The organism is Streptomyces sp. NPDC004284 (assembly GCF_042874035.1).
Classification (GTDB): domain Bacteria; phylum Actinomycetota; class Actinomycetes; order Streptomycetales; family Streptomycetaceae; genus Streptomyces.
Map to the genome: position 1 here is coordinate 15,719 of NZ_JBIAMJ010000010.1, position 21,537 is coordinate 37,255.

21 protein-coding genes and 1 pseudogene are annotated in these 21,537 nt (G+C 73.2%); 6 read left to right on the forward strand and 16 right to left on the reverse strand.

What is annotated here, in order from left to right:
* Positions 1-291 precede the first annotated feature (291 nt).
* The 4 genes from ACFYUS_RS24600 to ACFYUS_RS24615 all read left to right on the forward strand — a co-directional run bounded on the left by ACFYUS_RS24600 (position 292) and on the right by ACFYUS_RS24615 (position 2,565).
* Positions 292-726, forward strand: a complete 435-nt coding sequence (locus tag ACFYUS_RS24600) for an ester cyclase (protein ID WP_388855932.1) — start codon at positions 292-294, stop codon at positions 724-726.
* Positions 727-856: 130 nt separating this feature from the next.
* On the forward strand, positions 857-1,516 hold the full coding sequence (locus ACFYUS_RS24605) for a hypothetical protein (protein WP_388855935.1): 660 nt from the start codon (positions 857-859) through the stop codon (positions 1,514-1,516).
* Between the two features lie 123 nt (positions 1,517-1,639).
* Positions 1,640-2,122: a MarR family winged helix-turn-helix transcriptional regulator gene (locus tag ACFYUS_RS24610; RefSeq protein ID WP_388855938.1), complete on the forward strand. Its 483-nt coding sequence runs from the start codon at positions 1,640-1,642 to the stop codon at positions 2,120-2,122.
* Positions 2,119-2,565 (forward strand): MarR family transcriptional regulator, encoded by a 447-nt coding sequence (locus ACFYUS_RS24615; RefSeq protein WP_388855941.1) that lies wholly within the window; start codon positions 2,119-2,121, stop codon positions 2,563-2,565. Before ACFYUS_RS24610 ends, ACFYUS_RS24615 begins: the two co-directional genes overlap by 4 nt.
* 69 nt (positions 2,566-2,634) lie before the next feature.
* Here ACFYUS_RS24615 and ACFYUS_RS24620 read toward each other — a convergent pair whose 3' ends face one another.
* From ACFYUS_RS24620 to ACFYUS_RS24670, 11 genes and pseudogenes are all read right to left on the reverse strand, one after another.
* Entirely contained in the window at positions 2,635-4,083 is a 1,449-nt protein-coding gene (locus tag ACFYUS_RS24620) for a cytochrome P450 (protein WP_388855944.1), read from the reverse strand.
* Positions 4,084-4,144: 61 nt separating this feature from the next.
* On the reverse strand, positions 4,145-5,395 hold the full coding sequence (fabF, locus tag ACFYUS_RS24625) for a beta-ketoacyl-ACP synthase II (protein WP_388855947.1): 1,251 nt from the start codon (positions 5,393-5,395) through the stop codon (positions 4,145-4,147).
* A complete protein-coding gene (locus ACFYUS_RS24630) occupies positions 5,392-5,871 on the reverse strand; it encodes an SCP2 sterol-binding domain-containing protein (RefSeq protein WP_388855950.1) in 480 nt (159 codons plus the stop codon). The genes fabF and ACFYUS_RS24630 overlap by 4 nt, the downstream gene beginning before the upstream one ends.
* Positions 5,868-7,562, reverse strand: coding sequence for an FAD-dependent oxidoreductase (locus ACFYUS_RS24635; RefSeq protein WP_388855953.1), 1,695 nt, complete (start codon positions 7,560-7,562; stop codon positions 5,868-5,870). Before ACFYUS_RS24635 ends, ACFYUS_RS24630 begins: the two co-directional genes overlap by 4 nt.
* Positions 7,559-8,611, reverse strand: a complete 1,053-nt coding sequence (locus ACFYUS_RS24640; RefSeq protein ID WP_388855956.1) for a hypothetical protein — start codon at positions 8,609-8,611, stop codon at positions 7,559-7,561. Before ACFYUS_RS24640 ends, ACFYUS_RS24635 begins: the two co-directional genes overlap by 4 nt.
* 4 nt (positions 8,612-8,615) lie before the next feature.
* Positions 8,616-9,752, reverse strand: a complete 1,137-nt coding sequence (locus tag ACFYUS_RS24645; protein ID WP_388855960.1) for a 3-oxoacyl-[acyl-carrier-protein] synthase III C-terminal domain-containing protein — start codon at positions 9,750-9,752, stop codon at positions 8,616-8,618.
* Positions 9,753-9,771: 19 nt separating this feature from the next.
* Positions 9,772-10,032 carry an acyl carrier protein gene (locus tag ACFYUS_RS24650; RefSeq protein ID WP_388855963.1) on the reverse strand — a complete coding sequence of 87 codons (261 nt, stop codon included), beginning with the start codon at positions 10,030-10,032 and terminating at the stop codon, positions 9,772-9,774.
* A gap of 128 nt (positions 10,033-10,160) precedes the next feature.
* Positions 10,161-10,802 carry a serine hydrolase gene (locus ACFYUS_RS24655; RefSeq protein WP_388855966.1) on the reverse strand — a complete coding sequence of 214 codons (642 nt, stop codon included), beginning with the start codon at positions 10,800-10,802 and terminating at the stop codon, positions 10,161-10,163.
* 89 nt (positions 10,803-10,891) lie between these two features.
* Positions 10,892-11,269, reverse strand: a pseudogene (locus ACFYUS_RS24660) (hypothetical protein); the annotation flags it as partial.
* Between the two features lie 81 nt (positions 11,270-11,350).
* Positions 11,351-12,166 carry a hypothetical protein gene (locus ACFYUS_RS24665; protein WP_388855969.1) on the reverse strand — a complete coding sequence of 272 codons (816 nt, stop codon included), beginning with the start codon at positions 12,164-12,166 and terminating at the stop codon, positions 11,351-11,353.
* A 325-nt stretch (positions 12,167-12,491) separates the two neighbouring features.
* Positions 12,492-13,520: a helix-turn-helix domain-containing protein gene (locus ACFYUS_RS24670; RefSeq protein ID WP_388855972.1), complete on the reverse strand. Its 1,029-nt coding sequence runs from the start codon at positions 13,518-13,520 to the stop codon at positions 12,492-12,494.
* 119 nt (positions 13,521-13,639) lie between these two features.
* Here ACFYUS_RS24670 and ACFYUS_RS24675 point away from each other — a divergent pair, with 119 nt between their 5' ends.
* Positions 13,640-14,536, forward strand: coding sequence for an alpha/beta hydrolase (locus ACFYUS_RS24675; RefSeq protein WP_388855975.1), 897 nt, complete (start codon positions 13,640-13,642; stop codon positions 14,534-14,536).
* 103 nt (positions 14,537-14,639) lie between these two features.
* The gene (locus tag ACFYUS_RS24680) at positions 14,640-15,806 is read left to right on the forward strand and encodes a serine hydrolase domain-containing protein (RefSeq protein WP_388855978.1); all 1,167 of its coding nucleotides are present in this window, start codon (positions 14,640-14,642) and stop codon (positions 15,804-15,806) included.
* Between the two features lie 5 nt (positions 15,807-15,811).
* Here the strand turns inward: ACFYUS_RS24680 and ACFYUS_RS24685 are convergent, their stop codons facing one another.
* From ACFYUS_RS24685 to ACFYUS_RS24705, 5 genes are all read right to left on the reverse strand, one after another.
* Complete coding sequence (locus ACFYUS_RS24685; protein WP_388855981.1) at positions 15,812-17,077, reverse strand: alpha/beta fold hydrolase; 1,266 nt, start codon at positions 17,075-17,077, stop codon at positions 15,812-15,814.
* Between the two features lie 85 nt (positions 17,078-17,162).
* Positions 17,163-18,548, reverse strand: a complete 1,386-nt coding sequence (locus ACFYUS_RS24690) for an aldehyde dehydrogenase family protein (RefSeq protein ID WP_388855985.1) — start codon at positions 18,546-18,548, stop codon at positions 17,163-17,165.
* Positions 18,549-18,784: 236 nt separating this feature from the next.
* Positions 18,785-19,696 carry a dihydrodipicolinate synthase family protein gene (locus ACFYUS_RS24695; RefSeq protein ID WP_388855988.1) on the reverse strand — a complete coding sequence of 304 codons (912 nt, stop codon included), beginning with the start codon at positions 19,694-19,696 and terminating at the stop codon, positions 18,785-18,787.
* Positions 19,697-19,774: 78 nt separating this feature from the next.
* Complete coding sequence (locus ACFYUS_RS24700) at positions 19,775-21,232, reverse strand: FAD-dependent oxidoreductase (protein ID WP_388855991.1); 1,458 nt, start codon at positions 21,230-21,232, stop codon at positions 19,775-19,777.
* On the reverse strand, positions 21,213-21,527 hold the full coding sequence (locus tag ACFYUS_RS24705) for a (2Fe-2S)-binding protein (protein WP_388855994.1): 315 nt from the start codon (positions 21,525-21,527) through the stop codon (positions 21,213-21,215). Before ACFYUS_RS24705 ends, ACFYUS_RS24700 begins: the two co-directional genes overlap by 20 nt.
* Positions 21,528-21,537 lie beyond the last annotated feature (10 nt).

Sequence of the window (21,537 nt, forward strand, 5' to 3'; positions counted from 1 at the left end):
ACAGGTCAATGGCCTTTCTCCTGCGGAATCCGTTGTTCCGACACGCCTGGGTGCACCATCGGGGCGCCAAGAACGCGCCAAGACCGCCGAATAGCTCCGTGCGGGAACCGCAGCCCTCCGGGGAGGACTTTTCCCGCGCTTTACCGCCGCTCCACATCCTGGAATCCCGGACGGCACCGCCGGTGCCCGGCTCGCCCCGTTCACACGCCCGTACGCGTCGTGTCACATTCCCGGCCCCCGTCTCGTCGTACTGCCGGAACGCCGCATCCCCGAGCAGAAGGAGGCTTCCCCATGCCGTCAGCCGAGGCCATGAGCAACATCGCGGTGCTCGAACGCTTCCACTCCGCCACGAACAGTGGCGAAATGGACCTCGTCGCGAAGGCCGTCGACGACCTGACCGCACCGGACCTGGTCTTCCACGCGCCGGTGCCGATGGGCGCGACGGGAGCGGAGGCCCTGAAGCGGGTCTGGGAGGCGCTCCTGCGCGCGTTCCCCGACCTCCACGTCACGATCGAGGAGACGGTCGCGGAGGGCGACAGGGTCGTCTCCCGGAACACGGTGACCGGGACCCACCTGGGCGAGTACCGGGGTCTGCCGCCGACCGGGAAGCCCGTCTCCTACGGGGAGATCTTCATCTTCCGCTTCGAGGACGGACGGATCGCCGAGATCCGGGGCGTCGTGGACGTCCTCACGCAGTTGCGTCAGGTCGGCGCCCTCCCGTCCTGACCGGAGGCACGGGCGGGGCGGCCGGCGATCGAGCTCAGAAGTGCCTCAAGTCCCTTGTCCGGCGGGCTCCTCGAAGGCAAGGTCGAATCCGCCATCGACCCATGGAATGAGGGCTCAGGGGGACACGAGCATGAAGATCACGAGGACCGGCCTCTCCGCGTGCGCCGTCGCCGCGCTGCTGGCCGGCGCGGTCGCCTGCACGGACGAGGGCGGCGGCGGGGCGGCGAAGAAGGCGCCGCAGGCCGTCGGCACCGCCTGCGCGAACGGCACGTACACCTGGTTCAACGTCGACAAGCGGGACGTGCTGACGGGTGTCGCCGCGAAGCAGAGGCTGGGCAAGGGGGGCGGGGCGCTGACGAACAAGCCGATGCCGCTCCACACCCCGACCACCACCGTCACCTTCGAGAAGGGGCCGCGGGTCGGCGCGAAGGCCGCGCTCCGCTCCCTGGCCGTCCGCATCGGAGACGTGGAGGCCGCCGGCGGTGACGCCTCCTCCTTCACCGACGTCCACAGGCCCCTGCCGAAGCGCGACGCGCACCCGACCACCGTCGACGGCGCCGGGGACATCGTGGAATACACCTTCGTCCGACAGGTCACGGCCGACTTCCGGTACACCTGCGGCGACGGCGAGCACGCGGCCGGCCGCGCGACCGGCTGGATCATCGACGGCACGGGCATCCTGGAGTGCTCGACCGCGATCAAGAACGCGAAGCCGGGCGAACCGTCCCTGGAGGCGGCCCGCCTCTCCTGCGGCCCCGACTCCCCGGCGGCCACGGCGAAGAAGGCCTAGGACCGCCCGAAGCACCACACGCGCCCGCACCACCGGGTCCGGCAGCCACCGCCGGCCCCGGTGGTGCGGGACCGCACGCGAAAACAGTAGCCATGTACATAGTAGCCATGTACTGTATTCACCATGAGTGCAGCAGCCGAGAGCGCCACGGCGGGATTCCTGGTCTGGCGCCTGTCGATGAAGTGGCGGGTGGCCGTCGACCGGGCGGTCGCGCCGCTGGGCCTGACCCACGCCCAGTACGCGCTGATGGGGTCCCTGTACGGCATGGCGCGCTCCGGGCTCCGGCCGAGCCAGCGGCAACTCGCCGACCACACCGGGCTCGAACCGCTGTACGTCTCCAAGCTCGCCCGCGCACTGGAGGCGTCCGGCCTCGTCACCCGCACCCGGGACCCCGACGACCCGCGCGCCATGCAGCTCTCGCTCACCGAGCAGGGGCGCGACGTCGCGCGCCGCGCGATCCAGGTGGTCCAGGGCCTCCTGGACCAGATGCTGGAGCCGCTCGGCGGGCAGGACAGCCCGCGCGCACGGCAGTTCGCCCACGAGCTGGCGGCCCTGCTCGACGCCCCCCTTGATCCGCACGCCGAGAACGACGAGGAGCAGTCATGACCACCACCGCACCCACGACCAACGGCCGCGTCATCGCCCTGGCGCACTACGCCGCACGCGCCCTCCTGGAGGGCGTCCTGACCCGCCACGGCGCCACGTTCGAGCAGAACGTGACGCTCCGGGCCGTCGCGGTCGCCGGCGACTCCCTCGCCCGCGACCGGCTCGTCGCCGACGTCATCGGCTCCCTCAAGACCGACGAGTCGGCCGTGCACGACGTGATCGACGGCCTGACGGCCACGAAGCTGCTGGAGCAGGACCCGGCACAGCCCTCCCGGCTGCGTCTCACCGAGGCCGGGCGGGAGCTGTACGACTCCGCCGCCGCCGAGACCGCCGAGATCTCCGCCCGGCTGTACGCCGGCATCCCCGCCGAGGACCTCGCGGTGGCGGGACGCGTCCTGAACCTCATCACGGCCCGCGCGAACGCCGAACTGGCGGAAGCCTGAGCCCCCGCGGAAAGGCCGGCCGGCTCCCGGTCACGACCCGGCGGCCGGTCCGCCGGGCCGTGGGGCGCATCAGGCCCGGCGGCGCCGGGCGGTCATCGGCATTCCGTACCGCGGCCGGATGGTGATCCTCGCCAGGATGTCGACCGCGTGCCCGGGAACGGGCTCGAACTCCCAGTTCCGCCCCACGGTGGCCAGCGCCATGACGCCCTCCATCCACGAGAAGGTGTTGCCGATGCACTGCCGCGGACCGGCACCGAAGGGAAGGTAGGCCAGGCGCGGGCGTCCGGGCTGGACCGCGTGGCCGGTGAGCTCGTCCGCGGCGTCGGCGGGGCTCGGGTTCTTGAGCCAGCGCTGCGGGGCGAAGAGCTCCGGCTGCGGCCACCACTTGGGATCGCGGTGGTTCACCCACGGGACCATCGCGACGAAGCTGTCCTTGGGGATGTGGTAGCCGGCGAGCTCGAAGTCGGCCAGGGGACGGCGGGCCATGCCCATGATCGGCGGGTAGAGGCGCATCGCCTCGGAGAGGACCGCGTCGGTCCAGACGAGGCGGGGCAGGTCCTCGACCGTGGGCAGCCGGTCGCCGAGCACCTCGTCGATCTCCGCGTGCATCCGGGCCCGCGCCTCGGGGTGGGTGCCGAGCAGGTGGTAGGCCCAGGTGAGCGCATTGGCCGTGGTCTCGTGGCCCGCCATGAGCATGGTGATCGCCTCGTCCCGGACCTGGTGGTCCTCCATCGGCTCCCCCGTGTCCGCGTCGCGCGCCGCGATCAGCATGGAGAGCAGGTCGGCGCCCTGGCCGTCGCCCTTCCTGCGCTCCGCCATGAGCCGGTAGACGATGGCATCGAGCTTGTCGCGGCCCTCGAAGAAGCGCTTGTTGCCGGGCAGCGGCAGCTTCGCCAGATAGCGGGCGAAGGGCAGGGAGTCCCAGCGCAGCGGGCCCTCGTCGCGCGGGATGGCCGTGCGGACGGTGCGGGCCACGTCGCTGTCGAGCGAGACGTCGAAGATCGTGCGGGCGACGACGGCGAGGGTCAGCTCGATCATCTCGACCGACATGTCGAGCCGGTCCCCGTCCTTCCAGCCGGACTGGATGTCGTCCGAGAGCTCGGCGAAGGCACGGCCGTAGCCGGCGATGCGCTCGTGGTGGAACATCGGCTGGATCAGCCTGCGCTGCTTGCGGTGGTACTCGCCGTCGCTGGTGGTCAGGCTGTTGCCGAAGATGACCGAGAGCGGGGCCTCCCACTTGCCGCGGCCGACCTGCATCGTGGCCTTCGTGAAGTTGCGGTGCGAGTTGACCAGGACCTCGTTGACCGCCTCCGGGTCGCTGATCAGGTACAGATTGCGGAAGCCGAGCGGGACGCGCACGACGGGGCCGTACTCGTCGCGCAGCCCGGTGAAGTAGTCCATCGGATTGCCGGACATCGCCAGCAGGGCACGCAGCTTCCCGGTGGGCCCGGGAACTGCGGCGGCCGGCGGGGCGGTGGAGACCAGGGTCATCGAGGTGCCTTCCTGAGGTGTGGTCACGAGGGGCGCCGCGGGCTCGGCACAGACGGCTTCCGGCGTGAGCTCCATGGACATGGGCGGGTCACTGCCGGGCGAAGCGCCGGAGGGCGAGCGAGACGTTCTGCCCGCCGAAGGCGAAGGAGTTGGAGAGGGCCGCCCGGACCTCGTACGGACGGGCGGTGTTCGGCACGTAGTCGAGGTCGCACTCGGGGTCGGCCGCGTCCTGGTTGATGGTGGGCGGAATGACCCCGCGGTCGATGGCCAGGGCGCAGAACGCCGTCTCGGTCGCGCCGGCCGCGCCCAGCAGATGGCCGGTCATCGACTTGGTGGAACTGACCGCCAGGTTCCCGCTGTGCGCGCCGAAGGCGGACTTGATCGCCTTCGTCTCGGCGGCGTCGGAGAAGGGGGTCGAGGTTCCGTGGGCGTTGACGTGGTCGATCTCGTCGGGCTTGAGGTCGGCCTCGCGCAGCGCGGCGAGCATGGCGCGGGCGGCGCTCTCCCCGGTGGGATCGGGGGCGGTGACGTGGTAGGCGTCGCTGGTCTGGCCGTAGCCGCAAATCTCGGCGTAGACGTGCGCGCCCCGCGCCTCGGCCGACTCCGCGGTCTCCAGGAGCAGCATGGTGGCGCCCTCCCCCATGACGAAACCGTCCCGGTCCGCGGTGAACGGGCGGGAGGCCCGCTGGGGTTCGTCGTTGCGGCGGGACAGCGCGCGCAGGTTGGCGAAGCCCGCGACCAGCGGCGAGGCGATGCAGGCCTCGGAGCCGCCCGCCAGCGCGGCCCCGGCATAGCCGTCGCGGACCAGGCGGTAGGCCTGCCCGATCGCGTCGGCCGAGGAGGCGCAGGCGGTGACCGGTGCGCCGCCGGGGCCGCGGAAGCCGAAGCGCTGGGAGACCGTGCCCGCGCCCATGTTGACGATGGAGCTGGGCACGAAGAACGGGGAGACCATCCGGGGCGCCTCCGCGTCCTTCAGCACCCCCTCCCGCATCGTGGCGGCGCCGCCGATGGCGCTGCCGATCACGGTGGCGGCGCCGTCCCGGTCGATGCCGTCGAGGCCCGCGCGCTCCACGGCGAGTTCGGCCGCGGCGATCGCGAAGTGGCAGAACCGGTCGAGGCGCCTGGTCTCCTTGCTGGTCAGCCAGTCGGTCGGGTCGAAGTCCGTCACCTCGGCGGCGATGCGCACCGGCAGCCGCTCGGCGTCGAAGCTCCGGATCGGTCCCACGCCGGAGGTTCCGGCGAGCAGCCGCGTCCAGACCGCCTCGGTGCCGACGCCGAGCGGGGTGACCATGCCGATGCCCGTCACCACCACCCGGTGACGGCCGGGGGCGGTGCTCATGCGGGCCCGCCCGGATCGGCGAGCCCGAAGAGGGACTCCATCCGGATCGCGAGGTTCACATCGCCCTGGATGCGCAGCCGGCCCTGGAGCAGCAGGTCCATGCCCTGGGCCGCGGCGGAGGCCATCTCCACGAAGCTCACCGCGTCGAGGGTCAGGGTGACCGTGGGGGCGCCCGAGATCCCCGTCCCGCGCACCTCGCAGGTGTCCTCGGTCAGCACGAGGTCGTACGCGAGGGGTCCGGCCGGTGCCCTTTCGACCTCCCAGCGGGCGGTCTGCGAACCGTCCAGGGGGCCTCCGGTGTAGCGCTCGGGCATGCGCGCGAAGACCGTGCGCAGCACGTCCTCGCCCTCGGGCGTCGCCAGCCAGGCCGCCAGTTCCTCGCGCGGCAGTCCGGCGATGGCGGCGCGGACTTCGGCGAGTTCGCCGGAGCGCAGTGCCGCGAGTCGCTCCGGGGAGAAGGTCGGTCCGGCCGTCATGAGAGTTCCTCCGCTCGCGCGGGCACGGGCCCGCCGTCGACTGTCCGGTCGGCTGCCTGCCGGAGTTCCTTCTGCGGTGCGACGCCGGGCAGCCGGGCGAGGACGTGGCCGTCGGGCCGTACGAGGACCGCTTCCGTCCCCTTGAGGGCGTAGATGTCGGCGAAGGCTCCGCCGACGTCGCGCAGCCGGGGCCCGTCCGCGGTGATCACGGCCGCGGTGAGGGGCAGGCCCATGAAGGTCGGGTCCTCCTTCGCCACCTGTTCCCAGTCGGCTCCCTCGGCCCCGGTGAGCAGGGCGAATCCGGTGCGGCTCAGGTCGGTCGTGGAGATCCGGTCGCCGGCCCGGTCGAGCCAGGCGTGCGGGGCCCGGTGGCCGGCCTCGGCGGTCGGCCGATAGGTCACCACGTCCTGGACCACCGGCTCGCCGGGGCCCGGTGCGTAGGTGAACCCCAGCGTCTGCCCCTCGAAGTCGAAGTGGGGCCGGTGCTCCTCGATGTTGCGGGCGAACTTCTCCCGGTCGGCGTCGGACTGGAGCAGCGCCCGCTTCTGGAGGGCGTTGATCTCGCTGTGCCGGGCGTTGAACTCCGCGACCGGGCGCCGCTCGCGCTCGTACGAGTCGAGCAGCGTGTCGGGGGCGCCTCCGCGCAGTACGGCGGCGAGCTTCCAGGCGAGGTTGTGGGCGTCCTGGATGCCGGTGTTCATGCCGAAGCCGCCGGTGGGCGGGAAGGTGTGGGCGGCGTCCCCCGCGGCGAGCACCCGGCCGTCGGCGCTGCGCCAGGATTCGAGCCCGGTGGAGCCCATCACCCAGTTCCGCACGGAGTGGATGCGCAGCCCTTCGATCGCGTCGCGCGACTCGCCGATGGCGGCCTCGATCAGCTTGTGGTGATCGACTTCCCGCTCGAAGTAGGTGTGTTCCTCTTCGGGGGTGAGGGCGGGGATCTCCAGGAGCCATTCGCCGCGCACGGGGTCCACGGTGACGAGGACGCCCCGCACGGTGTCGTTGAGCACCCAGTACAGGGCGCTCTCCCGGCCGGCCGTCCAGGGCGAGAGGTCGGCGCTGAAGTGGATGTCGAGGAGCCTGCCGAGCGGGGTGGCCGCGGTCCGCCGCAGGCCCACGGTCTCGCGCAGCGAGCCGTGCAGCCCCTCGGCCAGGACGGCGTAGCGGGCCTCGACGACGGCGGGGGTCTCGCCCCCGGTGGTGACCCGGACGCCGGTCGGAGTGACGGTGAGCTCCTCGGCCTTGACGCCGCGGATCACTCGCGCGTTCTCGGGGAGCCGCTCGACGAGCAGCGCCTCCACCCGGTTCTGCGAGCAGATGACGGGAAGGACCGGGCTGTTGACCGCTCGTTCCATCAGGGCGTCCGCCGAGGCGATGATGTCGAGGCCGGCGAGCTCGGTGCCGGCGAGCTCGGTGCACCAGGTGATGCGCGCCGTGTTCTGCAGGGGCACGCCGGCGGAGCGCACCTCGGCGTCGATGCCCAGGTGCCGGAGCAGCTCCATGGTGCGCGAGTTGATCACCGTGGCGCGTGGGTGACCGGAGGGTTCGGGGCGCTGCTCCAGGACGACCGTGCGGATGCCGTGTCCGGCGAGGAAGTGGGCCGCGGCGAGGCCGGTGGGCCCGCCACCGACCACCACGACGTCGGTCTCCACCCGCTCGGCGGTTTCCAGCGGCTGGGATACGGGCGCAGTCATCGGCGCACCTCCGTAAGACGGGCGACGACCGGTGCCATGCGGCGGGCCACCGCGGCGTCGAAGCCGGCCTTGAACAGGACGCGGGCGACGACGACCGTGGGCAGCCCGGCCAGGATGGCGCCGGTGAGCCAGAGCACGAACATTCCTGTGAGCGCGTTGCGTTGGACCTCGCCGCGTCGGCCGGCGGCGCGGATGACCCGGCCCCAGATCCGGAAGGCCTTCCCGGCGAGGAGATCGGCCGCGGCCAGCGGGGTGTTCACGGGGGCCGCGTCGTAGGCGGCGAGAACCTCGCGGACCCGGTCGGCCAGGTCGTCCTCGGAAGCGGTGCGGGACGCGGATCCGTCCTGTTCCGGGGCGAGTTCGGGGTGCGCGGGGGCGAGTTCGGGGTGCGCGGGGGCGAGTTCGGGGTGCGCGGGGGCGAGTTCGGGGTGCGCGGGGGCGAGTTCGGCGATGCGCTCGCCGAGGAGCGCGAGCCGGTCCAGCTCGTCCGTGCCGACACCGGCGCGCGGGAATCCCCAGGACGCGTCGCGCTTTCCGGCGAGCAGCCAGCGCAGCGTGGTGACGAAGGTGACGCCGGCGGAGGCGGTGTCGACCGCGGCGATCGTGCCCAGGTAGCGGCCGCCCGCGGCCTGGAGCAGCCGCTGCACCTCGACGGCGGCCGAGTACCACATGTTCCGGCAGGCCACCAGGCCGACGACGGCACGCCCGTCGAACGCCTTCGGCTCGGCGCCGATGAGCGCCCGCATGGGCGGTGCCGGAGCCAGATACCAGACGGGGAAGGCGAAGACGACCAGGTCCGCTTCGTCGTCCTGGTCCACCGGCTGCCCGGTGGTGATCTCGGGTGCCCCGTCGGGGTCGACGGAGGCGGGGAAGACACCGAAGAAGCGGCGTACGGGCCAGGGGAAGGGGAAGGGTTCCCGCGGCCTGATCTCGACCTTGCGCACGTCCCAGCCCGCCTTCTCCAGCGGGTCGGTGACGGCGGAGACGGATTCCAGGAGCTGACCTGTCTGCGAGTACCAGTAGACGGTCACTCGGGGCTGCGCACCCACGGCCTCAGACCTCCCCGGCGGAGACGGCCGTCAGATGCGCGAAGGACACCGCGAACCGGCCGGACTCGGGGACCATCACCAGGAGCTTCTCGCCGGGGGACACCAGGCCCTCCCTGAGCATCTCCTCCAGGATGATGTAGATGCTGGCGCTGCCCGTGTTCCCGACGCGGGGCAGGTTGCTGTACCACTTCTCGACGGAGGGGGCCCTGACCTTCCTCCGCTCGATCTCCTTGAGCACCATGGTCTTCATGCGCTCGCTGGAGTAGTGCACGGGGAGCCAGGCGAGCTCGTCCGGGTCGAAGCGGCCCTCGTCGAGCAGCCGCTGGTACTCCTTGACCCCGGTCCGCACGAGATGCGGCAGCAGGGCCAGGTTCTGGCGCAGCGCCAGTGCGCCGTCGGCGGCGGCCTCGGCCGCGGAGGGGTAGTCCCACCAGGCCTTCTCCGCCGAGTTGTCGGCCGAGCCCATGTACATGCAGGTCTGCTCGGTGTTGGCGTAGGAGGTGAGCGAGATCCAGTCGATCCGCAGACTCACGCCGTCGGCCGCCGGGCGGTCCTGGACCAGCGCGGCGCCGGCGCCGTCCGAGAGCATGTAGCGCAGGAAGGCCATCTCCATGGCGATGGCACCGTCGTCCGAGACCGTCCGGACGTCGGCGAACCGTTCGCTCCTCATGAAGCGCGAGGCGAGTTCGGAGGCGGAGGCGACCGCGTTCTTCTTCTCTCCGGCCGCCACCTGGAGGTAGGCGCTCTTGAGCGCCATCATGCCGGAGCTGCAGATGCCGTGGGTGGTGACGATCTCGCAGGGCGGACTGCCCAGTTCGCCGTGGATGCCGCTGGCGATGCCGGGCGCGACGAGGTCCGGGACGGCGGTGGCCGCGGCGATGAGGTCGATGTCGTCGAGGGTGATGTCCGAGCGCTCCACCGCCTGGCGGATGGCCGCGACCGCCATGTCGGTGTTGGAGAACAGGGTCCTGTGCTGCTTGTCGATGGCGTAGTGCCGCGACTTGATGCCGCAGTTCTCCAGGATCTGCTCGCGTAACCCCGAACTCGCGTGGCCCACGCTGCCGATATAGTCCTCGATCTCCTCGTTGGGCACCGGTTCGCCGGGCAGGAAGCGTCCCATGGCGGTGATGTAGGCAGGCATTGCAGAGTCTCCCCGTGATCTATGCGGTCGCTTTGGCTTCGACCTTGGAGACGGCGAAGTCCAGGACGTCGCCGACGGTGCGGAGCGAACCGATGCGCTCGTCGTCCATCGAGACGCCGTAAGCGCCCTGGAGGGTCTGTGCCATGGCGACGAGGTCGAGCGAGTCGATGCCGATGTCGTAGTACAGATCCGATTCCACGGAGAGTCCGTCCGGGTCGGCATCACACTTGGTCAGGAGGAATTCCGTGATATCCGCGTAGAGATCGGTCCTCAAAGACATGTTCACCTCCCATGCCCCACCCCCTGTGCGGCACGGGATTCACTCTGGCCCCAAGGCGCGGGACGGGACATCGGAGAGGGTCACCGGGCCGCCCTGAATTTTTCCCGGCCCTGCGGTCAGCCCTGCGGTCAGCGGGTGCCGTCCGGACCGGCGAAGGCGGCGCCGGCGATGCCCGCCATGGAGTCGCCGTACTCGCTCCTCGTCCCGGTGCCGTCGGGATCGAGGGAGTGGACCAGGCGGCGTGCGAGGTCGCGGGTGGCGAAGGCGCCGTTCTCCCGACCGGGGCGGGCACCCGTCTCGCCCCACACGGTGACGCCGTGCACGAGGGTGAGCCGCATCAGCCCGCCCGGGCCGAAGCACGCCGTGCCGGCCGTCAGGCGGCTCCTGTTGCCCGGTGCGTCGGGCACCTCGGGGACCGGGAAGGCGACCTCCTGCTGGGCCGGCGGGAGCAGACGGCCGCGGAAGAGGGCCGTCATGAAGCGGTCCGGGTCGGCGGCGGTGGAGATCATCCCGCCCTCCGCCCAGCGGTAGGGGCTCTGCTCGGTGACGTCGTCGCCGCCGACGTACACACGGGTGTGCGGGCCGGGGACGGTGATGGCGTCGGCGGCGGGCGGGCTGGTGTCCCGCAGCTGGAGGGGGCGGAGGATCCGCCGGTCGAGCTCCTGCCGGAACGTGTGCCCGGTGGCCTTCTCCACGAGCAGGCCGACGACCACGGTGTTGATCCCGTTGTACTGCCGGACCGTGCCGGGGCGGGGCGGTGCTCGGTCCACTCGGGGTCCCGCGCGGCGAGCGCGAAGGTGTCCCGCACCCCGTCCGCGGGCGTGACGCCCTTCAGCCACCGCCCCTGCCCGTCCCGGGGGCCCGGGGTGGGGGCCGGCCGGGGGAAGCCTCTGGTGTGGTCGAGCAGCTGCCGCACCGTGACCGTGCCGTACTCGGCCGGGATCAGGTCGGGGAGGTGGCGGCGCACCGGGCCGTCGGCGGTCACCTGTCCGGCGGCGCCGGTCCGCAGGGGGCCGCGGCCCGGTCCGTCGACTCTGACCAGTGCCCCCGCCTCGTGACCCGGCAGAGGTGTGATCGGTTTCCGCAGCGGCTCGGGGTCGAAGGCGGACCCGGTGCTCGCCGCCGGCGCGTGCGCCGGGGCGAGGGCCGTCGCGGCGGGGACGCCGGATCCGATCGTGAGGACCGGGGCGGCGAGGCCGTCCACGGCGAGGCGGCGGGCGGTCGGACGGACGCGCACGGGCTGCTCCGTTCTGCTGATGCGGTGAGGCTCATGGCGCCCCTTGACGCCATCAACTCTCCCGCTCCCGAAGCATGGTGACTATCCGTAATCACCCCGATTCGACCCCGATCCCCCCGGACCGCTCCCCCGAGGGCCGCCCCCGACATCGTCCCGGGCCTGCCGCCCGCGCATCAGCTCCAGGTCCTCGCCCCACGCGTCGAGCACCGCGCCCTGTCCGTGCCGCCGTGCCGCCGCCTCCACCTGGGCGAAGAGCCGGTGCTGGGCGGGGACGTCCCCCGATCCCGCGATGCGCCCCACGGCTTCGAGCAGCGTGTCGGTGTCCCAGCCGGGCAGCGGGTACCGGGCGAGTTCCCACTCCAGGTACTTGTTGTAGGGGCGGGGGCGCCGGTCGAGGGCGAAGAGCAGTTCCAGCAGGTGGCCGATGCTGTCGGCGGCGTCGAGCCGGGCCGCGATCCCGTGTCCGTCCCTGGCGTTCTTGAGCGACCGGTAGAGGGAGTTGGCGTAGGCGTCGAGCCATCGGGCGGCGGCGCGGGAGGCCTCGTCGGCGGTGAGTCGCGCCTTGGCGGCCAGGATCCGGGTGATGCCTCCGTCGAGCCGGTCGAGCACGACCCGGGCGCGGGCGAGGGCGTACCGCTCGAATCCCGGCATCCCCGCGGCCCGGAAGGCGTCGAGGGTGAGGAGGACCAGGTCGAGGTCTCGGGTGCGGTGCCCTGCGAAGCGGGTGAGTTCCGTCGGCGCGCCTTCGGCGAGGACGACGTACAGGTCGTGGTCGGAGTGCTCGGTGGTCATGCCCTCGTGCGCCCGGGAGCCCTTGAGGACGAGGCCGACGACCGCGGGGTCGGCGACGGCCAGTTCGACGAACGCGTCGTAGGTGAGGGGCCGTCGAGGAGTCATCGCGAGCTCCCGCGGGCGCCGAGCACCCGGTCGGACGACACTGCTCCGACGTGGGGCAAGCAGGTCATGTCTCCCCCGAGGAGGGTCGGTTCATGGGCGCGGGCAGCCTGTCAGGCGCTTGAGGAGGCGTCAATGAGCCCCTCCCGCGGTGAGCCCCTCTCCGCAGTGAGCCGCTCTTCTCGTTGACCCTCTCTTCTCGTTGAGCCCCTCTTCTCGTTGGGCCTCTCTTCTCGTTGACCCTCTCTTCTCGTTGAGCCCCTCTTCTCGTTGAGCCCCTCTTCTCGTTGAGCCCCTCTTCTCGTTGAGCCTCCTCCCCCGTGATCGCTCAGTCGTCGAGCAGGCGCCAGGTGGTGAGGGCCAGCCGTGCGCGGGTCAGGCCCGCGGGGGCGGTGAGGTCCAGGGTGAGGGTCTTGCCGATGTGGTCGAGGCGGCGGGCGATGCTGCTGTGGTGGAGGTGGAGGAGCTCGGCCGCGCGGCGGACGGAGGCGGTGGCGCAGTAGGTGTCCAGCGTCTCCCGGTCCTCGGGGGACAGGCGGTCGATCGCCGTCACGTCGGGGTTGTCCCGTACGGCGTCCTCGGGGATGTCCGCCAGGAGGGCCAGCGCGCCCAGGTCGGCGTGGTGGACGACGGGTTCGCGCGGGGTGGTGAAGCGGAGTGCCGTGCGGGCCTGCCGCCAGGAGCGCTCGGGGCTCTCGGTGGCTCCGATGCCCGCTCGTACGCCCGCGGGGAAGGCCGTACGGTCCAGGGTGGTGGCCAGGAGGACGCCCACGTCCGCGAGCGGGGCCGCCTTCACCGGGCGGGCCGGGCAGACGAGGGCGCCGACGCGGTCGAGCGGGAGACGGGTGCGTACGGCGACGGCGTGGACGGGGAGACCGGGGGCGAAGCCCAGGAGGCGGAGTGCCCGGGCCCGGGCCGCGTCGTCGGTGTCGGAGCTGACGGCCAGTTCGACGAGGGCGGGGTCGGCCATGGTGGTGCGGGCGGGGCCGTAGCGTTCGGCGGCGGCCGCGGCGGCGAGGGCGAAGCGGTCGAGGAGGACCTCGTCGAGCGGGTTGGGCGGGCCGGGGCGCTCCAGCCAGACCGTGCCGATCTCCTCCTCGTCGAGGGTGATCGGCGCCTCGGTGGACGCGGGCGCCGGCGGGGAGGAGGCCTCTGTTCCGTGCGGGGAGACGCGGGTCGAGCGGCCGGTGCCGTGGAGCCGTGCCCCGGCGACGCACTCGGCCAGGCCCGCCGAGGCCCGCGCGAGCGCCGGGAGGTCGACGCGGCGGCGCATCAGGGTGTCGTAGAACGCGACGATGCGCATCGCGCCGTCGACGTACGGATCGAGTCCCGAGAGCCGTACGGCCAGTGCCTCCATGGCAGAAGGATCGCAGAAGGGCGGCGGGACAGGGGCGCGCCGTTCGGTGCGTGATCGGGGCGGGACGCGCGACGGATGTCGGGTGACCGCCCGGGGGGCCGGATCGGAGGATGGTCGTCATGGATCCCGAACTCGAAGCGTTCATCCCGTTCTTCCCGCAGACCGACCTGTCCGATCCGGTCTCCGCCCGCGCGTACTTCGCCGGCCTCGCGGCCTCCGTGCCGGCGCCGGACACCTCCGGGATGGAGGTCGAGGACCGCGTCGTGCCCGGCGACCCGGACGTGGTGGTACGGATCTACCGGCCGCACCGGGCGCAGGGCGCCGTGGTCTGGCTGCACGGCGGCGGGTACGTCATGGGGAACGTGGACACCGAGCACCCGTGGGCCACCCGCATCGCGGAGAGCTCCGGCGCCGTGGTGATCTCGGTCGGCTACCGGCTGGCCCCCGAGCACCCGTTCCCCGCCGCCCTGGACGACGCCTACGCCGTCCTGCGGTGGACGGCCGAGCACGCGGCCGAACTCGGCGTCGACCCTGCGCGGATCGCGGTCGGGGGCCACAGCGCGGGCGGTGGGCTCGCGGCCGCGGTGGCGCTGCGGGCGCGTGACGAGCAGGGGCCGCCGATCCGCTTCCAGCTGCTCAACCAGGCGGGACTCGACGACCGCCTGGAGACGTGGTCGGCACGGAACTTCACCGACACGCCCTGGTACCACCGGGGCAAGGCGATCGCCGCGTGGCGGCACTACCTGGGCTCCCGCCAGGCCACTCCGTACGCCGCTCCCGCGCGGGCCGCCGACCTGTCCGGCCTTCCGCCGGCCTATGTCGCCTCCGCCGAGTTCTGCCCGAACCGCGACGAGGACCTCGCCTACGCCGTCCGTCTGCTCCAGGCGGGCGTGTCCGTCGAGATCCACCAGTGGCCCGGCACCTTCCACGGGTCGCAGGCGATCCTCTCCGCCGAGGTCTCGCAGCGGCAGAACGCCGAACTCGGCGCCGTGCTGCGCCGTGCCCTCGCCGACTGAGCCCCGCCCCGCCCCCTTCCCCTATCTCTCCTTCTCCCCCCTTCCTCTCCTTCTCCCCTTTCCTCTCCTTCTCCCCTTCGTCGATCGTGAAAGGACCGATGTCATGAAGACGCGACAGATGCCGGCGTCCGCCGGTTTCGATCCCGCGGAGCTGCAGTCCGCCCTGGACGACGTCCATCGCGCGGGGGTGCCCGGCGTGTTCGCCGAGGTACGGGACGACGGCCGGATCTGGCGCGGCGCCTCCGGGGTCGCCGACGTCGGGACCGGCCGTCCCGTCAGGCCCGACATGCGGCATCGCGTCGGCAGCGTCACCAAGACCTTCACCGCGGCCGCCGTCATGCAGCAGGTCGAGGAGGGGCGGATCGGGCTCGACGCGCCGATCGGTGACCATCTGCCCGAGCTCGTGCCGGGCGAGCGGGGCCGGAGGATCACCGTCCGGATGCTGCTCGACAACACGAGCGGCATCCCCGACTACCTGCCCTACGCCTTCCCGTCCCTCAAGGGTTTCCCCGAGCGGCCGGACGTCTCGACCCGGAGCATCGACGACAACCGGTTCCGCGCGTTCCGTCCGGCCGAGCTGATCGAGAGCGGACTCTCCGCGCCTCCCGTCGGGGAGCCCGGCGGTCCCACCGGCGTGTACTCGAACACCAACTGGCTGCTTCTCGGCGAGCTGCTGGCCCGGGTGACGGGTGTGACGGCCGAGGAGTACATCACCCGGAACGTCATCGAGCGGGCCGGGCTGCGGCACACCGCGTTCCCCACCGGACCGCACGTCGAGGGGCCGCATGCGCGCCTGTACGAGGCGTTCTACGGTCTGATCGACCCGCCGCGCGACTACAGCGTCTACGACATGTCGTGGGTGGGGACGGCGGCGGCGCTGGTGTCGACCATGGAGGACCTCAACCGCTTCTACGCCCTGCTCCTCGGCGGCGGGATCGTCAGCCCGTCGTCGCTGGCGGAGATGCAGCGGACGATCCCGGCCCGTGCCCTCGACGGCTCGCCGATCCGGTACGGGCTCGGGCTGCACCGGGTCGACCTGCCCGGCGGCACCTTCTGGGGGCACGACGGCACGGTCTGGGGAGCCGGCACGATGTCCCTGACCAGTGCCGACGGCAGGCGTCAGATGTCGGTGGCCGTCAATCTCATCCGCTGGAACAGGCCCGACACCTCGGGGAGGCCGCAGCCCCACCCCATCGACGCCGCGATGAAGGCCCTGTACGGGCGGGCGCTGTGCGGTGGCTCCTCCCCGGCCCCGGAGACCGTTCCGTAGGGGGGTCAGGCCCGACCGGCCGCCATCTCCATCAGGCGGGCGAGGACGCGGCCGCCCGAGGCCGCGAGGCCGTCGTGCTCCCACTCGTTCGTGACCCAGACGCGCGTGGCGCCGATCTCACGGGCCGTGCGCAGGGAGAGGCCCGCGTCGACGTACATGTCGTCGTGGTAGACGGCCGCGGCGAGCGGCACCTCGTTCGCCGCGAGGCGGCGCACGTCGTACAGGGGCGGCCAGTCGGTCCGGGCGGCGAGCAGGTCGGCGGCGTCCGCGAAGGGGCGCAGGCCCCGGATCTCCCGGAACATCCAGGGGTACATCATCTCCCCGGTGAGGAGCAGGGGGTCGGCGTCCTCGGCGAACTCGGGGAAGTCGGCCAGGGCGCGGTCGGCCGCCCAGTCGGTCGGCCCGGCGCCCTGCCCGTACAGGGTCTCCTGCAGGACGGCGAAGAGCGGGTTGTCGGCGAAGCCGGTCAGGGACATCACCTGGTGCAGGAACGTGTCGGTCAACTCGCCCTCGTCGTCGAGGGATTCGTCGAGGAGCCAGTGGACGCGCTCGAATCCGTCGCCCATGCCGAGCGCGAGGCCCAGGGTGCGCAGCCGGCGCGGGGTGAACCGGTCGCCGTCCGGCAGGCGGACGTCGTCGGCCGCGAGCAGGGCGGCGATCTTCCGCAGCCGGGCGGCGTCCTCGGGGTAGCGGGCGTAGAAGTCGAGGACCCGGTCGCGTACGCGGGGATAGGTGCGGGCGTACACGTCGTCGGCGGTGGCGGTGAGACCGGGCAGGCCGCCCGTGACGTAGCAGGCGCGCAGGCCTTCGGGCGCCTGGGAGAGGTAGGTGAGGGTGAGGAAGCCGCCGTAGCTCTGGCCGAGGGTCTCCCAGGGGGTGTCGCCGCAGAGTTCGCGGCGTATCAGCTCGGCGTCGGCGACGATCGAGTCGGCCCGGAAGTGCGCGAGGTGGTCGGCGAGGCGTTCCGGCGTGTCGAAGCGGGCGGCGGCGCGGGCGGTGACCGGGCTGGAGCGGCCGGTGCCTCGCTGGTCGAGGAGGAGCACCCGGTGCGTCTTGAGGGCGTGGGGCAGCCAGCCGGGCGAACCGGCCGACGGCCGGGGCGACTTGCCGCCGGGACCGCCCTGGAGGTAGAGCAGCCAGGGGAGTTCGTCCCCCGCGCGGGCCGGGTCGACGACCTCGCGGGCGAAGACCTGGAGGGTGGGGCCGTCGGGGGCCCGGTGGTCCAGGGGGACGGTGAAGGTGTGGTCGACGGTCGCGTACGCGGGATTCATGTCTTCCCTCGATGAGATGGGGGGCGTCCGGCCGGGGTGCGGACGGTGGTGAGCCCTTCGGGCCCGGGCTCACCACCGTCCGGGGTCATGCCGCCGGACCGGCCGGCGCCAGGGTGTACGTGCGGCCCGACGTGTAGAAGTCCAGGGCGGCCTTGCCCTGTTCGCGCGGCCCGTGGCTGGAGGCCTTGGAGCCGCCGAACGGCAGGTGGAAGTCGACGCCGGTGGAGGGGGCGTTGATCCGGATCATCCCGGTGTCGAGCAGGTCGAGGCCGGTGAGGGCCGTGTTCAGGTCGGCCGTGTGGACCGAGGTCACCAGGCCGTACGGTACGGAGTTGGTGATCCGGATCGCGTGGTCGAGGTCGTCGGCGGCGAGCAGGGACGCGACGGGGCCGAAGACCTCCTCGCGCAGCAGCCGGTGCCCGGGCGACACCTTCTCCACCAGGGTCGGGGCCGCGTACCAGCCGGACCTGTCGAGCGCGGTGCCGCCGGCGAGCGTCGACAGCCCCTGGCAGGCGTCGACGACTTTGTCGCGGGCGCCCTCGTGGATGACCGGTCCGCACACGGTGGCCGGGTCGGCGGGGTCGCCGACGGGGAGCGCCCTCAGCGCTTCGGAGAGGGCCTCGCGCAGCGGGTCGAGGGCGGCGCCGACCGCGATGACGCGGCTGGTGGCGGTGCACTTCTGGCCCGCGTACCCGGCGATGGAGGCCGCGATGTGGCCGGCCGCCTGCTCGATGTCCGCGTCGGGCAGCACGAGCGCGGCGTTCAGGCCGCCCATCTCGGCCTGCGCCGGGATGCCCCGGGCGGTCGCGGCCCTGGCCACGGCCTGGCCGACGGGGGTGGATCCGGTGAAGGAGACGACGTCGACGGCCGAGACGAGGGCGTTGCCTTCGGTCGCGCCGCCGGGGAGGACGGTGAACACCCCTTCCGGTACGGCCTGCCGGACGATCTCGGCCAGGCGCTGGGCGCACGCGGTGGCCTCGGGGGCGGGCTTGAGGACGACCGTGTTCCCGGTCGCGAGCGCGGGGGCCGCCTTCCAGGTCGGGATGGCGAAGGGGAAGTTCCAGGGGGTGATGAGCCCCGCCACGCCGTGCGGGCGGCGGCGGCTCAGGAGCAGTCCGGTCCCCGCCGCGGTCTCGTGGACGGCGCCGGTGGGCTCGTACGGGGCCTGCGCGTAGTAGCGCCAGATCGCGGCGGCGCGCGCCACCTCGGCCCTGGCCTCGGAGATCGGCTTGCCCACTTCGCGCACGGCGAGTTCGGCCAGTTCGCCGGCCGCCGCCTCGATGGCGGTGGCGATCGCGCCCAGGGCGGCCGAGCGGGCGGCGGCTCCGGCGAGGAGCCAGCCGGGCTGCGCGGCACGCGCCCGTTCGACGGTGTCGACGACCGCGAACGCGCCGGGCGCGGGGATGCGCAGGAGGACGTCGGTCGGGTCGGCCGGGTTGCGAGACGTGACGGTGGGAAGGACGTCGGTCACAGGAGGAGGCCTCCGGGGAAGGGATCGACCGGGGAAGGGGTCGTCCGGGTCGGATGGGTACGGCGCGGCGCCGACGGCGGGCACGGGCCACGACCGTCGGCGGCGGACATCAGCGGCGGCGGACGTCGACCACGGCGCGCGTGAGCGGCCGCGGCGCGCGGCGGCGGCGACTCACGGCAGCGTCGGCGGACGTCGACCACGGCTCGCGGAGCGGCCGCGGCGCGCGGCAGCTCGCGTCAGTGGTGGCCGTTCGCGACGACCTTCTCCGTGGCGGTCCGCACCGCGGCCTCGATCGCGCCGGTGAGCGGGTGGCGCGGCGGACGCGTCGGACCGCCGGGGCGGCCGGCGATGTCCATGGACAGCTTGATGGACTGGACGAACTCCGTCTTCGAGTCCCAGCGCAGCAGGGAGTGCAGCGACTTGTAGAGCGGGAGGGCGGTCTCCAGGTCGCCCGCGACGGCGGCGTGGTACAGCTCGGCGCAGCTCGCGGGGAAGGCGTTGGGGTAGCCGGCGATCCAGCCGACGGCGCCCGCGACGGCCAGCTCCAGGAGCACGTCGTCGGCTCCGATCAGCAGGTCGAGCTCCGGGGCGAGTTCGGCGATCTCGTACGCGCGGCGGACGTCGCCGCTGAACTCCTTCACCGCGACGATGCTGCCGTCGCCGTGCAGGCGGGCGAGCAGGTCGGGGGTGAGGTCGACCTTGGTGTCGTACGGGTTGTTGTACGCGACGATCGGGATCCCGACGCCCGCCACCTCGGTGTAGTGGGCGCGCACGGCCTCCGCGTCGGCGCGGTAGGTGTTGGGCGGCAGGAGGAGGACGGAGCCCGCGCCGGCCTCGGCGGCCTGCTCGGCCCAGCGGCGGGACTCGGCGCTGCCGTACGCGGCGACGCCCGGCATGACCCGCGCCCCGTCGCCGGCCGCCTCGACGGCGGTGCGGACGACCTGGGCGCGCTCGTCGTCGGTGAGGGTCTGGTACTCGCCGAGGGAGCCGTTCGGGACGACGCCGTCGCAGCCGTTGGCGATCAGCCAGGCGACGTGCTCGGCGTAGGCGTCGTAATCGACGGAGAGGTCCTCGCGGAAGGGGAGGGTGGTGGCGACCATGATGCCGCGCCAGGGGCGGTCGGTGTTCCAGGTGGTGGTGGCGGTCATGCCGGTGGCCTTTCTATGGTGTGTGACATTTTACAGAGGAGGAAGGAGAGAGGCCCGCACGGGCCTCTCGTCCGGCCTTCAGGAGGCGTCGGGGTCCGGATCGGCCGTCTCGTCGTCGAGCGCGGCGAGCGTCGAGAGCCGGACCGGTACGGCGAACGGGCGCCGCTCCGCGGGCGGTTCGGCGGCTCCGCCGCGCGCGGCGAGGCACGCGACGGCGGTCCCGCACATCCGCCCCTGGCACCAGCCCATGCCGGCCCGGGTGAGGAGCTTGACGGTGCGCGCGTCCCGCGCGCCGAGCTCGGCGACCGCCTCGCGGACGCGGCCGGCGCTGACCTCCTCGCAGCGGCACACGTCCGTGTCGTCGGTGAGCCAGCGCGGCCAGCCGGGGCCCGGGGCGTGGGCCGCGGACATCACGTCGGCGAAGGCGCGCATACGGTCCCGGCGGCGCCGCAGTTCGGCGATCCGGCCCTCACCCGAGCGGCCGCCCAGGAGGCGCGCGGCGATCGCCCGCGCGGCCAGTTCGCCCTCGGTACGGGCGAGTTCCGCGCCTCCCACTCCCCCGGTCTCGCCCGCCGCCCACAGGCCGGTCTCCGAGGTCTCCTGGAAGTCGTCCAGGGCGAGCCCCAGGGTTCCGTCGGGCAGCGACCGGGTGGCGCAGCCGACCGTCGTGGCCAGCTCGATCTGGGGGACCAGACCGTGGCCGACGGCCAGGGCGTCGCACGCGATCCGACGGCCCGTCCCCGGTACGGGGCGCCAGTCGGCGTCCAGGCGGGTGACGGTGACGGCCTCGACCCGGTCGGTGCCGTGCACTTCGGTGACGGCGCTGCGCAGCCGGACGCGGACCCGGTGCCGGAGGAGTCCGGCTCCGTGCAGCAGGGCTTCGGCCGCCTTGCCCGGGTTGGCGACGAGCGCCCGGGGGCTGCGGGCGTACCGCAGATAGCCGGCGGCCTCGACCACGGCCGGCACCTGGGCGCCGGCCGCGGCGAGGGAGGAGGCGACGGCGAGCAGCAGGGGGCCGCTGCCGGCCACGACGACGCGGCGGCCGGGCAGCACGAGGCCGGCCTTGAGCATGGCCTGCGCGCCTCCGGCACCCACGACGCCGGGCAGGGTCCAGCCGGGGAAGGGGAGTTGACGCTCGTACGCGCCGGTGGCGAGCAGCAGGGCCCGGGCCCGGACGCGTACGGGCCGTTCCCCGCCGCCGTCGGCCCCGGTGACCGCGTGCACGGTCCAGGTCCCGTCGTCCTCCCGCACCGTGGACCACACGTGGTGCCCGGCGAGGTGCGCGACCCCGCTTCCGGCGAGGCGGCGGCGCAGGTCGGCGAAGGCGGACCAGTCGTGGTGCAGGGCCTCGGGCCGTACCGCGCCGAGGGCGGGCGCCGGGTGTCGGTAGAACTGGCCGCCGGCCTGGGCGGAGGTGTCCAGGAGGGCGACGGAGAGGCCGAGTTCGGAGGCGGTGACGGCGCCGGAGAGTCCCGCGGAACCGGCCCCCACGACCGCCAGGTCGTACGTGCGCGGCTCAGACGGTGAGGCGGTCATGGCCGTGTCCCTCCTGGGTGGTGATCGCGTCGCCGGGGCGGGCCGGGACCAGGCAGGCACGCCGGTTGGGTTCGCCGTTGACGGTGGCGAGGCAGTCGTAGCACTGGCCGATGCCGCAGAAGGCGCCGCGCGGGCGGCCGCCGTCCCGGGTGGTGCGCCAGGCCAGGATGCCGGCGCCCCAGAGGGCGGCGGCGACGGTCTGCCCCGGCAGGGCGGTGACCCGGCGGCCGTCGAAGGTGATGTCGAACGGCGGATCGGGCTGTGCGCCGACGAGGTCGGCGGGGGTGCGGGCCACGGGCCCTCCT

Excerpts from the sequence above, each read along its gene's own strand:
- fabF (WP_388855947.1), bottom strand. The coding sequence starts at position 5,395 with ATGAGCACCGCCCCCGGCCGTCACCGGGTGGTGGTGACGGGCATCGGC.
- ACFYUS_RS24645 (WP_388855960.1), bottom strand. The coding sequence starts at position 9,752 with ATGCCTGCCTACATCACCGCCATGGGACGCTTCCTGCCCGGCGAACCG.
- ACFYUS_RS24665 (WP_388855969.1), bottom strand. The coding sequence starts at position 12,166 with ATGACTCCTCGACGGCCCCTCACCTACGACGCGTTCGTCGAACTGGCC.
- ACFYUS_RS24635 (WP_388855953.1), bottom strand. The coding sequence starts at position 7,562 with ATGACTGCGCCCGTATCCCAGCCGCTGGAAACCGCCGAGCGGGTGGAG.
- ACFYUS_RS24700 (WP_388855991.1), bottom strand. The coding sequence starts at position 21,232 with ATGACCGCCTCACCGTCTGAGCCGCGCACGTACGACCTGGCGGTCGTG.
- ACFYUS_RS24675 (WP_388855975.1), top strand. The coding sequence starts at position 13,640 with ATGGATCCCGAACTCGAAGCGTTCATCCCGTTCTTCCCGCAGACCGAC.
- ACFYUS_RS24670 (WP_388855972.1), bottom strand. The coding sequence starts at position 13,520 with ATGGAGGCACTGGCCGTACGGCTCTCGGGACTCGATCCGTACGTCGAC.
- ACFYUS_RS24600 (WP_388855932.1), top strand. The coding sequence starts at position 292 with ATGCCGTCAGCCGAGGCCATGAGCAACATCGCGGTGCTCGAACGCTTC.
- ACFYUS_RS24615 (WP_388855941.1), top strand. The coding sequence starts at position 2,119 with ATGACCACCACCGCACCCACGACCAACGGCCGCGTCATCGCCCTGGCG.
- ACFYUS_RS24680 (WP_388855978.1), top strand. The coding sequence starts at position 14,640 with ATGAAGACGCGACAGATGCCGGCGTCCGCCGGTTTCGATCCCGCGGAG.
- ACFYUS_RS24610 (WP_388855938.1), top strand. The coding sequence starts at position 1,640 with ATGAGTGCAGCAGCCGAGAGCGCCACGGCGGGATTCCTGGTCTGGCGC.
- ACFYUS_RS24630 (WP_388855950.1), bottom strand. The coding sequence starts at position 5,871 with ATGACGGCCGGACCGACCTTCTCCCCGGAGCGACTCGCGGCACTGCGC.
- ACFYUS_RS24685 (WP_388855981.1), bottom strand. The coding sequence starts at position 17,077 with ATGAATCCCGCGTACGCGACCGTCGACCACACCTTCACCGTCCCCCTG.
- ACFYUS_RS24605 (WP_388855935.1), top strand. The coding sequence starts at position 857 with ATGAAGATCACGAGGACCGGCCTCTCCGCGTGCGCCGTCGCCGCGCTG.
- ACFYUS_RS24695 (WP_388855988.1), bottom strand. The coding sequence starts at position 19,696 with ATGACCGCCACCACCACCTGGAACACCGACCGCCCCTGGCGCGGCATC.
- ACFYUS_RS24650 (WP_388855963.1), bottom strand. The coding sequence starts at position 10,032 with ATGTCTTTGAGGACCGATCTCTACGCGGATATCACGGAATTCCTCCTG.